Below are 15,870 nucleotides of genomic sequence, written 5' to 3'. Positions count from 1 at the left end.
GCTGGCCAGACGGCCTGCCGTTCGCGCCTTGCTGAATGACCGGCCAAAGGATCTCCTGGTGATCGCGGGTCTCGGCACGCCTGCCTATGACCTCTTTGACGCTGGGGATCACGACGGAAACTTCTACCTGTGGGGCGCCATGGGGGGAGCGGCAATGATGGGGCTGGGCCTCGCGATTGCGCAGCCAAGGCGCCCGGTGCTCGTGCTGACGGGGGATGGCGAGGCTCTCATGGGCCTCGGTGCGCTCTCGACGGTCGCGGCGCAGAGGCCCGCCAATCTGACGGTGGCCGTTCTCGATAATGGCCACTTCGGAGAGACCGGGATGCAGCAGAGCCATACGAGCCTCGGCACGGATCTCCCCGCAGTCGCTGCCGCGTGTGGGTTCGCGTGGACGGCAACGGCCACCGACGAGGCTTCGCTGCGAACGCTTGCGCCGAAGCTTGCGGCAGGTTCGGGGCCAGGCTTCATTCGAATAGTCGTCGGTTCGGAGCCGCTTCCGAAGACGCTGCCCACCCGTGACGGCGCGTATCTGAAGAACCGTTTTCGCGCCAACCTTGGCCTGACACCGGCCTGATCGCACACGAGGGAGACCGCTATGCCGCAGGACCCGTTCTTCAATCAGACGCTGTTCGACAAAGGCCTTGAGGTCCGCAAGGCGGTCCTCGGCAAGGAGTACGTGGAGTCGTCGCTGGCTAAAGCCGACGACTTCATGACGGCCTTCCAGGAGTTCACGACCGAGTACTGCTGGGGGATCATCTGGAACAGGCCTGGGCTCGATCGCAGGACGCGAAGCTTCCTCAACCTGGCGATGCTCATCGCTCTGAACAGACCGAACGAGTTGAAGCTCCACATCGGCGGTGCGCTGAACAACGGCATCACCAAAGAGGAGATCAAGGAAGTGTGCCTTCAGGCGTTCGTCTACTGTGGCGTCCCCGCAAGCCTGGATGCGTTCAAGGTGGCGCAGAGCGTCTTCGCCGAACGCGGAATCTGATCGTCGATGTCGGCGCCCATCGTCGCTCCCGCGAAGATCGCCTTTATCGGACTCGGCACGATGGGCGCGCCGATGGCCAGGCATATTGCCGCCAAGGGCTACAGTGTTCTGGGATGGGACGTGTCGGAAGCCGCCCGACATAGTGCCGGCGTAGCGATCGGCACCGGCGCGCGGGAGACAGTCTCTGACGCTGCGGTCGTCATCACCATGCTACCGGATGCGCGGGCCGTTCGGTCCGTGCTGCTCGAGGGGGACGCGCTGCAGGATGTGGCTCCGGGCACCGTGATTGTCGATATGTCCTCGTCAGACCCGCTGGCCACGCGAGAACTCGGAGCCCAGCTCGCTCGGCGCGGACTTGGTCTCGTCGATGCGCCAGTGTCAGGCGGAGTGAAGAAGGCTCTCGATGCGACGCTCGCGATCATGGTCGGCGGCGATGCTGACGCGGTCGAGCGGGTCAGCCCTCTGCTTTCCTGCATGGGCAGTGCGGTTTTCCGGTGCGGTGCTCTCGGTGCAGGCCATGCGATGAAGGCGCTGAACAACTATGTCTCCGCCGCTGGCCTCGTGGCGGCCGTCGAGGCGCTCGCGATTGGCCGCCGGTTTGGGCTGGACCCCGACATCCTCGTCGACGTGCTGAACGCATCGACGGGCAAGAACAACAGTACGGAGCACAAGCTCAAGCAGCAGGTCACCTCGGGGAAGTTTGCTGCCGGGTTCGCCATCGGGCTCATGGCGAAGGACGTCGCCGCTGCCGCCTCATTGGCTCAGGGTGTCGGCGTGAGCGCGCCTCTTGCCCAGGAGATGGCCGCACGCTGGGCCGAGGCCGCAGCCGCGCTGGGCCCCGGCGCCGACCATACGGCGATAGCCAAACTTCTCGATATTTAGAGAGGGCCATCCGACCGCGGAAGGGCGAGCCCGGTCTTCGGATCAAACAGGTGAATCTTCGCCGGGTTGAACGCAACCGCTGCCGGCGAATCAAGGACCGCCCTCACCTCGGCTTTGACCTCAGCGCAGACCCGAACTTTGGGAGCGACCTCCACCTCGACGAGGCGTTCGCTACCGATCAGTTCCACCATCCACACCGAGCCCGGAATGGCATGAGGGTCGTCACGTTCGGCGAGCACGACGTCTTGGGGTCGGATACCCAACACCAACCTGCGTCCTTCCTCCAAACGCGACAGATTGAAGTGATCGGGCAAAGGAAACGATCGCCCAGCAAGCACGAGTGCCGCGCGGCCGGCTTGCTCCGTCACGATCACATCGCAGAAGTTCATGGGCGGGCTGCCGATGAATCCTGCAACGAACAGGTTCACGGGGCGATCGTATACTTCTTCCGGCGTTGCGAATTGCTGGACAACGCCCTCATTCATGACAGCGACGAGATCCGACATAGTCATCGCTTCAAGCTGATCGTGCGTGACATAGATAGACGTCGTCTGCAGGTCGAGATGAAACCGCTTGAGCTCTCCACGCATCGTTGCGCGTAGCTTGGCATCCAGATTGGATAAAGGCTCATCCATCAGGAAGATGTCGGGTTTTCGGACCATAGCCCGCCCCAACGCGACGCGCTGCCGTTGGCCGCCCGACAGAGCGCGCGGTTTGCGAGCGAGCAGATGAGCAATCTCCAAAACCTTCGCGACCGCGCCGACCTTATCGACACGCTCCGACGTCGGGACCCCTCGGACCTTGAGGCCGTACCCAATGTTGGCCGCAACGTCCATCGTTGGGTAAAGCGCGTAGGACTGGAAGACCATTGCGATGTTTCGGTCGGCAGGAGCCAGGTGATCAACGCGTTCGCTGCCAAAGTGAATCGAACCGCTTGAGGCACGCTCCAATCCGGAGATCAGGCGCAATAGCGTCGTTTTTCCGCAGCCAGACGGTCCAAGCAGCGTGATGAACTTCCTTTCCGGAAACGTAAGGTCAAGGGCCTTCAGGACGGCATTAGCCCCGAAGGACTTCGACAATCGCTCGAGGCGTACCTCCATTCGACTATCCTTTGACCGCTCCAGCACCAAAGCCAGCCACGAGATGGCGTTGCAGCAACGCAAACAGCACGGCCATCGGCACCGTCATCAGCACTGAGCTCGCCATCATCAGCCCCCAGTCGACGTGGGTGCCGTCGAAGAAATGCATGACACCGACCGTAAGCGGCAGGTTCTCCATGCTGTTCATGAACACCCGTCCGAACAGATAGTCGTTCCATGACACTATCAGTGTGAAGATCGCAGCCGCAACGATGCCCGGCCATGCGGTTGGGAGAACTATCTCAACGAAAACGCGCAACCGGGACGCGCCATCGACGAGCGCGGCCTCCTCGATCTCGACCGGAACGCCTCTGAAGAAGGCCCACATCAGCCACATGCAAAAGGGCAGCGTGATGCAAACATAACCGAGGACCAAAGACAGCAGAGTGTCCGTCAGACTCAGATCGGCCATCACCAAGAACATTGGGAACACGAAGATGATCGATGGAACCATATATCCCACCAGAGCCAGGTACGGGACCACTCGCTGACCCGGAAAGCGAAACCGCGTCAATGAGTACGCGGCAAGCGTGGAAACAATCGTACTGATCGCAGTTGTGCCGACCGCGACAATGACCGAATTCATGAACCAATCGAGGAAGAATGCGGAAGGTGGTACAGCTCCCGCAGAAGCCGAGCCCCCCTGAAAGTAAGCCTGCTTTCCAGCAAAAAGCGCCGAGTAATTCTCGAGGGTCCATTCGTTTGGCCAAAGCGTGGGAGGCCACGCGAAAATCTCACTCTTCGGCTTCAAGGATGTGGAGAGGGCCCATATAAGTGGGAAGCAAACTATGGTCGTGACAATCACCAGCAGGGAATACAGCACAAACCTTCCGAGCAGTCCTCGTAGATTCATGCAGACTTCTCCTCGGAGCCAAATCCTGACAACCGCACGTATATGACACTTCCGACCAGCAGCAGAACAATCATGATCACCCCGGTAGCGGCCGCCACACCAAGCCGAAGATTGGCCATTCCCTGCTCGAATGCATATACCGCTAGGTTGAACGTAGATGTGCCGGGGCCACCACGCGTTAGGAGGTATATTTCCTCAAACTTATTAAACGTCCATATTGTTCTAAACACGATGACAACAACCAAAACTTCTTTGAGCATTGGGAGGGTAATGTCGAGGAATCTTCTGATGCTGCCGGCGCCATCAACTTTGGCTGCATCGTAGAGTTCTGTTGGTATGGTCTGCAGTCTTGCGAGCACGCAAATGATCACGAAGGGCGTATACTTCCAGACGTTAAGAAGGATTGCGGACGCCATCGCCATATTGGGCGTAGAGAGCCACGCAATGTTTTGCGATATGAGTCCCGCCTCTAGCAGGAAGTAGTTGATGATGCCGATCTCGCTGTTGAATATCCATCGCCAGTTTAGCGCAATGACGACGGTGGGAACGATATAAGGGAACAGCAATAGACCCCGGAATGCGGCCATCCCCGGAAGCTGCGTATGCAGCAAGAGAGCCAGCCCGACACCAAATGCCGTTTGGAGAATGATGGACCACCCCGTCCAAACGATCGCCTGCCAAAAGCTTTCGTAGAAGAGTGGGTCATCAAGGATGACCTCGAAGTTTCTGAAGCCGACGAATGTCACGTCATCCGGACGAAGGGGATTATACGAAACAAACGCCATCCGGATGGCCTCGATCACCGGCCATATCATGAACGCGGAAGCCGTCACGACGAACGGCAACATGAAGAGGATACCGACGTGAGTGTCGGTGAGCCGAACACGCGAACGGCGACGCGTGTGTGTCGCGCTGCCTTCCATGCCGGCCGCGGGAAGCGGCATTGTCAGCCGGCAATCAGCCTGGCGTTGTCCGAACGGATTGCCTCAAACTGCCGCTGGCCCCAATCCGCAGCCTGTCGGGGCGTCTCGTTGTTCAGCAGCATGCGTTGCACCGCCTGCGCCCAGACGCTGCGTCCATGAGCGATCCCGGCAAGGGGGTTGATGCCCTTCTTCAGTTCATAGCCGGTATTGCATTGATGGGGGACACTCTCTGTGAAGATTACGTCAAGGCTGCGCCCCTTCGATTGGTAGAAGGGATGGGCCAACATGGAGGGGGCGGTCGCTACGTCCTTGAACACTGGACCCACGTTCGGCATGAGACTCTGGCTATATTGAACCATCCAATCCACATTGTTTGATACATAAGTAACGGCTTCTTTAGTCTCGGCCACGAAAGGATTATCGCGCCGCGGAATGATCCAACCATTGATGTCGGTCCATGACCACCGCATGCCGGTGCTCGGATGCGCCGGGTTCAGATAGTATTCCATTCCATCGAAGATCGGTTTTGCTTCCTCGGCCGCCCGTCCCATGGTTCGCCCCCAATACGCGGACATGCCGGTTCGTCCCGTCACGTGCTGGTCGACGACTTGCAGGAACGAAAACTCGACGGCGCTACGCGGCATATATGAGAACAGGCGCCGGATGTAGTCGAACGCTTCAACCGTCCCCCCACCGTTGAAGACCGTTCGGAAGCTGGCTGACGGATCCCAGGTCATTCCATTCGCCTGCCAGACGAATTGCGTGATGTGGTAATCCGCACACAGGTTCCGCCCGAGCGCCATCGTGTAGCCAGCCATGCCTGGCTTCTTTTCCGCGATGGCCTTTGCAGCGTTCGCAAAGCTATCCCAGTTCCATGATGCCGGGTCACCAAGCCCAAGCTCGTCGATGAGGTTCTTCTGAACAACAAGGAGGCACGCTTGGTGGTGAACGGGAACCGCGTATTGAGTACCCTTCCAAGCTCCGAACGACTCCAGGGTGAAGCCGTCCACGAGCCGCTGCCGCGCGTTTATGCGTTGGCAGACATCATCGACAGGCTCGAGCAGGCCTTCGGCGGCGAGCTGGTACGCGATGGGACTTTCCACGCTGATGAGAGCCGGTGGCCGCCGCGCTGCGAGGTCGGTTGTCAATTTGACCGTAACGCCGTCCCACGGGATCTGCTCGACTTCAAAGCGGACATTCGCATTGTTCCGCTGAGCCCATTCGTTCATTCCCTGAACGAAAACGCCACCATATGGTCCGGGCTCGCCCCACACGCGGGCGACACGCGGTGCTCCTTGGGCGAGCGCTGGAGCCGACAATGCGGCTGCGCCGGCCGCGGCCAGCAATCCGCGACGTTGAACTCCAGGTCTCGGTGTGCCTGTCATGCGAACGATTCCTCCTCATTTAACCTGACCCATCTATGCGGGCCTTTACGCGTCCGACATTCACGCCATTCGACGGTCCTGTCTAAAGCGTAGGTACGGAATGTTTTTTCTGTCAATTGATGGGCGGACGCTGGACCGTGCGCGACCAGTTCACGATTCCGGCCCGGCGTGCCCGTGCAGATACCCACAGCGCATACACAGTGAGCGCCGCCAACACCAATAGGTAGAGGATCAGTTTCTGCGGCGGCGTCAGGCGGAGGAACTGGAATGCGACGAGCCCCATCGCAGCGGTGAATCCCCAATGAATGAGCGAGATGCCAGCACGCGGATAGCCCGTTCGGTCCAGCATTTGGTACAGATGCCCGCGATGAGCGTGGATTAGTCCCTCGCCTGCGAGCGCACGGCGAAAAAGCGTGAAGACCACATCAAACAGCGGCATTGCAATCAGCAGCGGAACGATGAAAAAGCTGACTTGCGTGGTTTCGAAGCGCGCCGCAGCGACCGCAAGGATCGCCAGCATGTACCCGATAAATTGGCTTCCCACATCGCCGAGAAAGATGCGTGCCGATGGGAAGTTGAACGGAAGAAAGCCAAGACATCCGGCGCACAGAAAAAGCGAGGCTGCATAGACAAAGCTGCCGCCTTCAGAAAGGGCGATGACAGCAAGGAAGCCCGCCGCAATGGCTGCCATGCCCGCACAAAGCCCGTTCAAGCCGTCGATGAAGTTCATTGCGTTTGTCACAAAGACGATCCACAGCAGGGTAAAGGGAATTGCCGCGCCTCCGAGGGGAACCTCGCCAACGAATGGCAGAAACAGACGATCGAGCGATAAGCCGAAGCCGATGGGCAGTCCGGCAGCAAAAAGCTGGGCAACGAGTTTCCAGTAGAACGAAAAATCAAGGGCATCATCGGCCAGCGAAACTGCCGCGATTGCCGCACCTCCCCCGATGACGGCGATGAAATACGGGTCGGCTATGCGTGCTGTGTCCGCCCGAAGGTAGAGCACCGACAGCCCAACCAATGTTGCAACCACGATCCCCAGGCCACCACCTTTGGGTGTCGGGCGCTCATGGGCGCTCCTTGTATTCGGAACGTCCATCAGGCGAAGAGCGATCACTCCTCGGACGACGATGGCCGATACAAGGGCAAGCATGGCGCAGAACGCCAGATGGCCCAGCAATGCGTGGGTGGTAACAGGAAGCACGCAAGCCCCGGCTCAGGGGACCAGAAGCTCGATCAGGAAGGGGCCGCGTCGAGCCATCGCTTGGCGCATGAGATCCGCAAGCCTGTCCAAGTCTCCGGCGACGGCGCCTTCGACACCCATCCCACCAGCCAACTTGACCCAGTCAAGATCAGGATTCCCCAAGTCGAGCATATCAAGTGCAGTTCGGCCGGGATTGGCACCAACATTCATCAGTTCCTGACGCAAGATCGCATACTTCCGATTCGAAAACACGATGATCGTCGCGTCGCAGCCTTCTCTGGCCATGGTCCAAAGCGCCTGAAGGGTGTACATGGCCGACCCATCAGCCTGGAGGCCGATCACCTTACGCTCCGGGCACGCGATTGATGCGCCGAGAGCGAGCGGGAGCCCCTCTCCGATCGAGCCGCCGGTAAGCTGGAGCCAATCGTGCTTCGGCGCGTTGTGTGTTTCCGGGAAGAAGCCGCGCCCGGTTGTGACGCCCTCGTCGACGATGATCGCATTCTCAGGCATCAGAGCTGCCACTGTCCTCGCGATCCCTTCCGAAGTTATCGGACCCCCGGGGGCGGTTGGGCGCGGGCCGTCGTTCGGCATCGGAGCCGCGGTTCCGGCGGCCACCTGATCAGCAAGGTCTTCGATGGCCGCAGCGACGTCCTGATCCGGTCGGGCCAAGACGTGGACCTCGCAACCCTCTGGGAGAAGCGACCCAGGCTTTCCCGGGTAAGCGAAGAAGGCGACCGGATGCTTTGCTCCGACAAGGATGCACGTCGCGTAGGGCGCCAGTGCTGCAAGGGCCGTATCGACGGGGTACGGGACCCGCTCAATCGGGTAGCGGCCCTGACCACGCTCAATGCGCGCGTTCGACATCTGGGCCATCACCTTGGCACCGGTGGCCGAGGCGATGCGCCATGCCGCACGTTGCCCCTCCTCACGGAGAGCAGCCCCCGCCAACAGCAGCACGACTTTCGAGCCGTTACGCTGCAGGAGGCGCGCCGCGGTTTCAACTTGCTGGGGCGACGCGGCGGTGGGAGCGGCGACAGGAAGTGGCGCTACGGGATCATCGGCTTCCTCCCAGGCCGTATTCGCAGGAAGGATCAGCGTTGCGATCTGACCAGGTGCCGAGCGGGCGGCCTGCACCGCGGCGGCGCCATCAGCCGCGATGTTCCTTGCCGACAGGCCGGTTCTCAGCCAGTCGCTGAACGGCCGAGCCACACCCTCGACGTCGGAGGTGAGGGGCGCGTCCCATGGGCGATGGTAAGTCGCGTGGTCTCCGACAATGTTGACCATTGGTGAGCGCGCCCGCCGCGCGTTGTGGATGTTCGAAAGAGCGTTTGCCAGACCGGGACCGCAGTGCAGCAGCGTTGCGGCTGGTTTCTCCGCCATGCGGGCATAGCCGTCCGCTGCACCAGTGACGACACCTTCGAACAGGCCAAGCACGCACCGCATGCCAGGTACGCGATCGAGCGCGGCGACGAAGTGCATTTCCGAGGTACCGGGATTGGCGAAGCACGTGTCTACGCCACTGGCCAGCAGAGTGTGCACAAGGCTCTCGGCACCGTTCATATCGTCCGCGTCCTCCCATCCATCCATGCGCTGTCGTCAAGCTTCGCGTGTCTGGCGCGAGCCTTAGCACTGTGGCGCAATACCGACCACGGGGCGAGTGAGCCCCCCAGCACTAAGGAAGGACAACCGCACCATGCAGGGCACGGAACTCGATGACGCCGGCGCATTCGACTTTGTCATCGTCGGTGCCGGAAGTGCAGGGTGCGTTCTGGCCAATCGCCTGTCGGCAGGTGGGCTCCACAGCGTCGCCGTCCTCGAGGCCGGGCCGGAGGATCGCGATTTCTGGATCCACCTTCCGCTCGGCTACGCGAAGTTGTTCCGCAACCCCCGCGTAAACTGGATGTTCGAAACCGCCCCCGAATCCGAGCTCAATGGCAGGCGTGTCTATCAGCCAAGAGGGAAAGTCCTGGGTGGATCGTCATCTATCAACGGGCTCGTCTACATCCGCGGTCAGCGCGAGGATTTTGAGCATTGGCGCCAGCTTGGTAACTCGGGATGGTCGGCAGACGATGTCCTGCACTACTTCCGCCGCGCCGAAGGGAACATCCGTGGCGCGGACGACCAGCACGGAGGCGACGGACCGCTCGGCGTCTCTGACCCTCATACGCACGAGCTGACCGAAGCCTTTATCGCTGCCGCAGAGCATGAAGGACTTCCGCGGACTAGGGATTTCAATGGTCTGGTACAGGAGGGCGTCGGCTATTTTCAAACAACATCGCGCAATGGTCGCCGGTGCAGCGCCGCCGTTGCCTATCTTCACCCGGCGCGCAAGCGCCAGAACCTCAAGGTGTTCACCGATGCCTTGACCGATCGGGTCATCCTCTCGGATGGGCGCGCGACCGGGGTCGTCTTTCGGCGCGGAGGCATCAGGCAGGTTGTCCATGCGCGACGCGAGATCATCCTCGCCGCCGGCGCGTACGGATCGCCCACGATCCTGCAACGTTCAGGGCTCGGCCCCGCCGAGTTGCTGAGCAGCCACGGCATCCCGGTGATCCACGATATGCCGGGAGTGGGCTCCGATTTGCAGGATCATCTGCAGGCTCGATGCGTAGTCCGTTGCACCAAGCCAATAACCCTGAATGACATGACGACGAGCATGATCGGCAAGGTGCGGCTCGGGCTTGAATGGCTTCTGACTCGATCCGGCTGGCTCACGATCGCGGCGGGCCATGCTGGTGCCTTCTTCCGAACCGATGCCCGACTCGCTAGCCCGGATGTGCAGGTACACTTCATCCCCTTCAGCACGGACAAGATGGGCGACAGCCTCCACCCGTTCCCGGGATTCATGGCGCACGTATGCCAGTTGCGCCCCGAGAGCCGAGGGACGGTGCGGATCACGTCGTCCGACCCCGGTGCCGTTCCTGAAATTCGAATGAACTACCTTTCGGCGGAGACTGACCGGGCCACAATGCTTGCCGGACTGAAGAGGCTACGAGCCATCATGCATGCACCGCCTTTGCGCCCATACTTTGCGGCTGAAGTTGAGCCTGGACCTGATGCGGTAACCGACGATGCGTTAATGGCCCATATCAGGGCCAAGGCCAGTACCGTCTACCACCCAACCAGCACCTGCCGGATGGGCAGTGACCCGCGCGCTGTCGTCGATTCCGGCCTTCGCGTACGCGGCGTCGATGGCCTCAGAGTCGCTGATTGCGCAATCATGCCCACTCTGGTCTCGGGCAATACGAATGCCGCAGCCATCATGATCGGCGAGAAGGCCTCAGATATAATTCTCGCGGACACCAAAGCCTGATTTCACCGCTCCGCACTGCCCGCATGATGCAACCCAAAGTTGTATATCGTTAATGCCCGACTGACGCCGTGACGGGGAGGTGCGAAACATGATCATGGCGAGTGGTTTCTTGAACCTGCACGCTTTGCGCAGTCAGAGCCTATGTCGATGAGGACCAAGGGTTTGGTGGAGCCGAGGGGAATCGAACCCCTGACCTCGTGAATGCCATTCACGCGCTCTCCCAACTGAGCTACGGCCCCATGCCTTTGCGCGAGCCGAAGCCCGCCGTCGGGAACGCCGCTTCTAGCCATTGCCGCGCACCGCGGCAAGGGCCAAGCGCCTTGCCTGACACATGCAGGAAGCACAACACTCAGACACCGGCCGACAGGCCCGATCGATATGGCTTGGGAGAGATCGATGGATCCTGCGTTCGAATCTGCTGGACGCGTGGGAGAGATTCTTTGGCGACCGGACGCGGAGCGGGTTGCCTCAACCAATCTGTTCGCATTCCGCACATGGTTGCAGACGCGAGGCATTTCGGTGCCTGACTATCCGTCTCTCTGGCGGTGGTCGGTCGAGGAGATCGGCGCATTCTGGTCGGCCGTGTGGGAGTTCGCGCGCCTCGTCGGCGACCGCGGAGAGGTAACTGCCGAGAACATTCATCTCATGCCTGGCGCCCGGTTCTTCCCTCAAGCCCGCCTGTCGTACGCAGAAAACCTTCTTCGACACACCGGGCCGAAAGACGCCATCGTCTTCAATGGAGAAGATGGGCGCCGAATCGCTTGGAGCCGCGATCGCCTAAGGGCCGAGGTCGCCGCGTTCGCCGACGCGCTGCGTTCGGCCGGACTTAGATCCGGAGATAGGGTCGCAGTGTACTTGCCGAATATTCCCCATGGAATAGCTGCCTTGCTCGGCACCAATGCTGCTGGTGGAACCTTCTCCTCATGCTCCCCGGATTTCGGTCCGACGGGGGTGCTGGATCGGTTCGGCCAGATCGCTCCCCGCATTCTGGTCGCGGCTGACGGGTACTGTTATGGCGGAAAGGAATTCCGCAATGGGCCAAAAATTACGGAAATTGTGCGCGGGCTCAGTTCGGTCGAGCGTTTGATTATTGTACCGTACATTGGCGACAATGAGGCGATGGCGATCCCGGGAGCCATTTCTTGGGACGAATGGCTTTCTCCGCACCGGAATGCGCCTCCCTCGTTTGAGCAGCTTCCGTTCGATCATCCGCTTTACATCCTGTATTCGTCCGGCACGACAGGAAAGCCGAAGTGCATCATTCATGGAGCTGGGCGGTCCCTCATCAAGCATGCGTGCGAACATCTGCTGCACACCGACCTAAAGCCAGAAGATAGATTATTCTACTATACGACGATGGGATGGATGATGTGGAACTGGCAGGTTTCCGGCCTGCTCGCAGGCGCAACACTTCTTCAGTTTGACGGGAACCCCTTTCATCCTACTCCGAATGCGCTTTTTGACATCGCCGACCGAGAGGGCGCAACGATATTTGGCACGTCAGCCAAGTATATCGATGCAATTCACAAACGTTCCATGCGCCCGATAGACAGTCATGCTCTCGTAGATCTAAGGATGATACTTTCAACCGGGAGCCCATTGAGCCCCGAAAATTTTGACTATGTATATCGCGATATAAAGTCGGATGTCTCCGTTGCGTCTATTTCAGGCGGAACGGATATCGTTGGCTGTTTCGCGCTCGGAAATCCTGAAGGCCCGGTTCGCCGAGGCGAGATCGCCACACGAGCGCTTGGGTGCGCCGTCGAGGTGTTTGATGAGCACGGCGCTCCGGCAAGAGGTACGAAGGGAGAGCTGGTGTGCACGAAGCCCTTCCCATCGATGCCGATCGGCTTTTGGGACGACCCGGATGGCACCCGATATCGGGCGGCGTATTTCGAACGGTTTCCCGGGGTCTGGCACCATGGTGATTGGTGCGAACTGATCCCGCATGAGGACGGAACGACTGGACTCGTCATCACTGGGCGTTCAGATGCTGTCCTTAATCCGGGCGGCGTTCGAATTGGGACAGCCGAGATCTATCGGCTCGTGGAAACACTTCCGGAGATCATTGAAGCGCTCGTCATAGGCCAGGATTGGCAGAACGATGTCCGCGTCATCCTGTTCGTCAGGCTGAACGATGGCATCGTTCTTGATGATCCTCTCCGAGAGCGCATTCGATCCATCATTCGCCGTAACGCGTCGCCACGACATGTCCCGGCGAAGATCATCGCCGTCACAGATATTCCCCGAACTCGGTCGGGGAAAATTACCGAGCTCGCCGTTCGTGATGTGGTGCATGGACGCCCGGTGAAGAATGCTGAGGCGCTCGCGAACCCTGAGGCACTCGACCTATACAAGACGTTGGAGGAACTAAAGCATTAACTCAGCGTGTGAGCAGGACGCCAAGCATGACGAGGCCAACACCGATCCTATAATAGCCAAATGGCGTGAAACCGATCCGTGCAATTACAGCCAGCACGACACGAACCACTATCAACGCAACTACGAATGCCGAGACGAACCCGATCGCAATCAGCGCCGCACCATCAAAGGAAATATCAGACCAAGTCTTATAGAGGCTGTATACGGCTGCAGCGAGCATCGTGGGTATGGCGAGAACAAAGCTGAACTCCGCTGCCGCCGGGCGTGCGATGCCAACCAGAAGAGCGCCGATGATCGTCGCGCCGGATCGTGAAGTACCCGGTATCATCGCCAGTGCCTGAGCGAAGCCGATCAGTAGAGATCGCTTCCACCCTATCGCAGACACACTCTCGACATGGGCCGTCGGTCGGAAACGTTCGATCAGAATTATCGCAATGCCTCCAGCGATAAGTGCGAAACAAACGACGTAAGGGTCGAACAATCTTTCAGTGATGATCCCGTGAAGCGTCGCGCCCAGAACCATCGCCGGGAGGAACGCCATGATCACATTGGATGCGTACGCACGTGCTTCCTGCGCAGGAGGCCCTGATCCAAAAACCCCTACTGCGATCCCGAAGAGCTTTCGAGCGTAGATGACCATGACTGCCAGCACCGCTCCGAGCTGAATCACGATCTCGAAGCTCCGACCCGGCGGCGCAGCGAAGCCTAGCAGATCAATGAAGAGGATCAGGTGCCCGGTAGAGGAGACAGGAACGAACTCTGTCAGACCCTCAACGATCCCGAGCAGAAGAGCCGCAAGCGCCGGCGACAGGTCCATGTGCGACGAAGTCCTTGAGGTGTCGTCGAAGCAAGCCGGCGTGCGAGGTAGCAGCCGGCAGCCGCCCTGTCACGTGCGGACCCGACCAAGCACTTCAGCCGACGCGTGCGTACGCACGAAAATGATCTCACCAGAAGCGGGATAAACGCCGGTCAACGCAGTGATGTTGACCTGATGGGTTACCAGCACCAGCGCGCTGCCGGACCACCGGGCCAAGATCGCGCGAACTGCTTCCGTCCTTGCTGATCCCGCATCGCGTTTCGCGAAGAAGCTGTCCAAGGCCGGCTCGAGTTTCACCGAACCGATCTCGAGCAGTTCGGCTGTTTCGCGCACCCTACACCAAGCGCTCGTGAGAACGTGAGCCGACACAACGCCGTTCTGACGGAACAAGGCACCGACGCGCCGTGCCTGGCTGCGCCCCTCATCACTGAGGTTGCGCTGCGTTGAGCAGTCATCGGCCTGGAAGTCGGGCGGGTCGCCGGTTCCAGGAGCGATGGCGTGGCGCATGATGACGGCAGTTTGGCCATCCCGAATCGACCGCCAGAGCTGATCCTCGCCACGCGCCACCACTGGCGCGAGGATCATGAAAGGCATCATGCGCCGGGTCAGGTGCATGACTGTGAGGTTGGCGTGCGCACGGGCCATGCAAGAGCGGCCTTGCAAGCAGGCGCTCGACGTGCTGATGCCTCGCGCACAAGCACGTCACGTGGAGCCCCCTATGACCCTCACCGTCGAGATCCGTGAAACGCTGGCGCAGGTGACGACCGCTACGCTCACGACTGTTCTGCTGAAGAAGGGCCTCCGCAAGACATGGATGCGCGGTCCTCGGCCCTTGCGAACCGGCCAGAGGCGAGTTGTTGGGCCCGCCTTTACGCTCCGCTTCATTCCGGCTCGCGAGGACCTTGCGACTCCCGAAAGCTGGTCCTCTCCGCGCTCGACGCGCGGCGCTATCGAGGCAATGCCAGAGGGATGCGTCGTGGTCGCTGGCACGGAAGGTATCGTTGAGGCGGGCATCTTCGGCGATATCCTGTGCGCCAGGATGGCAAAGAGGGGCGTTGCCGCCTTGATTACGGAAGGGGCGGTACGGGACGGGGCGGGTGTCCGCGGAACCAACCTGCCAGTCTGGTGCAGCGGCGAGGCGGCGCCTCCGTCGGTTGCAGCACTCACTTTTGTCAACTGGCAGGAGCCTGTTGGATGCGGCGGCGTGGCCGTGTTCCCCGATGACGTCGTCGTGGCGGATGACGACGGGGCTGTCCTTGTCCCAGCAGGCATCCTGGCTGAAGTCACCCGGGAAGCTGCGGCTCAGGAGAAGCTGGAAGGGTGGATCATGAATGAAGTGGAGAAGGGCCTGCCTCTTCCAGGCCTTTATCCACCAAACGCTGAGACAAAGGCTCGCTTCGAGCGCGAGACGAGCTGAAGTCGGGCACGGGCGGCATGCGTGCCCTTACGGCGTTCGCTCGAGCTGCTGACGGGATCAGCGCGGCCTGCGGGGCACTGGCGACCGCGGCGGTTCTGGCTGCCTGCTTGATTTCCGCTGGCAACGCAGCCAGCCGATACGCTCTTGGGCTGACGTCCAATGCCTGGCTTGAAGCCCAGTGGTACCTCTTCGCCGTCATGGCGCTGCTCGGCGCAGCGGAAACCCTCCGCCGAGGTGGCCACGTTCGGGTCGACTTGCTGTATGCAATGGCCGGCGAGCGTGGGCGGATCTGGATCGATCTCTTCGGCATCGCGCTCTTCCTGCTTCCCGGCATGGTCCTGCTCGCCTGGCTGTCCTGGCCGTTTTTCTGGGAAAGCTGGGTGCGAAATGAGATCTCGAACAACCCGGGAGGTCTTCTCCGGTGGCCGGTGAAGTTCCTGTTGCCCGTCGGCTTTGCATTGCTGGTTGTGCAAGGGCTTGCGGAACTGGCCAAGCGAGTCGCCGCTCTTGCCGGGGCCTATACTCTCGATACGTCCTATAATCGCCCTATTCAGTAGAGCGCGC

The 15,870-nt window shown here is 60.5% G+C and carries 15 protein-coding genes and 1 tRNA gene; 7 read left to right on the top strand and 9 right to left on the bottom strand.

The annotated features are described in order from the left end of the window. Positions 1-58: 58 nt before the first annotated feature. From FIF60_RS08460 to FIF60_RS08450, 3 genes are read left to right on the top strand one after another with little or no spacing between them, the layout of a single operon-like run. Complete coding sequence (locus tag FIF60_RS08460) at positions 59-574, top strand: thiamine pyrophosphate-dependent enzyme (RefSeq protein WP_239451557.1); 516 nt, start codon at positions 59-61, stop codon at positions 572-574. 21 nt (positions 575-595) lie between these two features. Further along, positions 596-991 carry a carboxymuconolactone decarboxylase family protein gene (locus FIF60_RS08455; RefSeq protein ID WP_144185625.1) on the top strand — a complete coding sequence of 132 codons (396 nt, stop codon included), beginning with the start codon at positions 596-598 and terminating at the stop codon, positions 989-991. A 6-nt stretch (positions 992-997) separates the two neighbouring features. Beyond that, the gene (locus FIF60_RS08450; protein WP_144185624.1) at positions 998-1,873 is read left to right on the top strand and encodes an NAD(P)-dependent oxidoreductase; all 876 of its coding nucleotides are present in this window, start codon (positions 998-1,000) and stop codon (positions 1,871-1,873) included. On the opposite strand, the gene FIF60_RS08445 is transcribed toward FIF60_RS08450, so the two are convergent. The 6 genes from FIF60_RS08445 to FIF60_RS08420 form a co-directional block, all read right to left on the bottom strand. Further along, positions 1,870-2,973, bottom strand: coding sequence for an ABC transporter ATP-binding protein (locus FIF60_RS08445; RefSeq protein WP_144185623.1), 1,104 nt, complete (start codon positions 2,971-2,973; stop codon positions 1,870-1,872). The genes FIF60_RS08450 and FIF60_RS08445 overlap by 4 nt on opposite strands. A 4-nt stretch (positions 2,974-2,977) precedes the next feature. Beyond that, positions 2,978-3,865: a carbohydrate ABC transporter permease gene (locus FIF60_RS08440; RefSeq protein ID WP_144185622.1), complete on the bottom strand. Its 888-nt coding sequence runs from the start codon at positions 3,863-3,865 to the stop codon at positions 2,978-2,980. After that, positions 3,862-4,668, bottom strand: a complete 807-nt coding sequence (locus FIF60_RS08435) for a carbohydrate ABC transporter permease (protein ID WP_239451556.1) — start codon at positions 4,666-4,668, stop codon at positions 3,862-3,864. Before FIF60_RS08435 ends, FIF60_RS08440 begins: the two co-directional genes overlap by 4 nt. Positions 4,669-4,811: 143 nt before the next feature. After that, entirely contained in the window at positions 4,812-6,173 is a 1,362-nt protein-coding gene (locus FIF60_RS08430) for an ABC transporter substrate-binding protein (RefSeq protein WP_144185621.1), read from the bottom strand. A 112-nt stretch (positions 6,174-6,285) separates the two neighbouring features. Next, the gene (locus tag FIF60_RS08425; RefSeq protein ID WP_239451555.1) at positions 6,286-7,377 is read right to left on the bottom strand and encodes a glycosyltransferase family 4 protein; all 1,092 of its coding nucleotides are present in this window, start codon (positions 7,375-7,377) and stop codon (positions 6,286-6,288) included. A 12-nt stretch (positions 7,378-7,389) separates the two neighbouring features. Further along, complete coding sequence (locus tag FIF60_RS08420) at positions 7,390-8,937, bottom strand: acetolactate synthase large subunit (RefSeq protein WP_144185620.1); 1,548 nt, start codon at positions 8,935-8,937, stop codon at positions 7,390-7,392. A gap of 133 nt (positions 8,938-9,070) precedes the next feature. On the opposite strand from FIF60_RS08420, the gene FIF60_RS08415 reads away from it, so the two are divergent. Next, positions 9,071-10,690 carry a GMC family oxidoreductase gene (locus tag FIF60_RS08415; protein WP_144185619.1) on the top strand — a complete coding sequence of 540 codons (1,620 nt, stop codon included), beginning with the start codon at positions 9,071-9,073 and terminating at the stop codon, positions 10,688-10,690. A 163-nt stretch (positions 10,691-10,853) separates the two neighbouring features. Here the strand turns inward: FIF60_RS08415 and FIF60_RS08410 are convergent. Further along, positions 10,854-10,929: transfer RNA gene (locus FIF60_RS08410), tRNA-Ala, on the bottom strand. A gap of 157 nt (positions 10,930-11,086) precedes the next feature. On the opposite strand from FIF60_RS08410, the gene FIF60_RS08405 reads away from it, so the two are divergent. After that, a complete protein-coding gene (locus FIF60_RS08405; protein WP_239451554.1) occupies positions 11,087-13,072 on the top strand; it encodes an acetoacetate--CoA ligase in 1,986 nt (661 codons plus the stop codon). 1 nt (position 13,073) lies between these two features. Here the strand turns inward: FIF60_RS08405 and FIF60_RS08400 are convergent, their stop codons facing one another. Together FIF60_RS08400 and FIF60_RS08395 are read right to left on the bottom strand one after the other, a co-directional pair. Then, positions 13,074-13,889: an undecaprenyl-diphosphate phosphatase gene (locus FIF60_RS08400; RefSeq protein WP_144185618.1), complete on the bottom strand. Its 816-nt coding sequence runs from the start codon at positions 13,887-13,889 to the stop codon at positions 13,074-13,076. Positions 13,890-13,958: 69 nt separating this feature from the next. Further along, positions 13,959-14,534 (bottom strand): histidine phosphatase family protein, encoded by a 576-nt coding sequence (locus tag FIF60_RS08395; protein WP_239451553.1) that lies wholly within the window; start codon positions 14,532-14,534, stop codon positions 13,959-13,961. A 73-nt stretch (positions 14,535-14,607) separates the two neighbouring features. Between FIF60_RS08395 and FIF60_RS08390 the strand changes: the two genes are divergently transcribed. Then, positions 14,608-15,306 carry a ribonuclease activity regulator RraA gene (locus FIF60_RS08390; RefSeq protein WP_144185617.1) on the top strand — a complete coding sequence of 233 codons (699 nt, stop codon included), beginning with the start codon at positions 14,608-14,610 and terminating at the stop codon, positions 15,304-15,306. Between the two features lie 17 nt (positions 15,307-15,323). After that, the gene (locus FIF60_RS08385; RefSeq protein WP_144185616.1) at positions 15,324-15,863 is read left to right on the top strand and encodes a TRAP transporter small permease subunit; all 540 of its coding nucleotides are present in this window, start codon (positions 15,324-15,326) and stop codon (positions 15,861-15,863) included. The last annotated feature ends 7 nt before the right edge of the window (positions 15,864-15,870 follow it).

It is taken from the genome of Elioraea rosea, assembly GCF_007644105.1.
GTDB classification, from domain to species: Bacteria; Pseudomonadota; Alphaproteobacteria; order Acetobacterales; family Acetobacteraceae; genus Elioraea_A; species Elioraea_A rosea.
The sequence above is the reverse complement of the archived record's forward strand: the minus strand, read 5'-3'. Positions and strand labels throughout refer to the sequence as shown.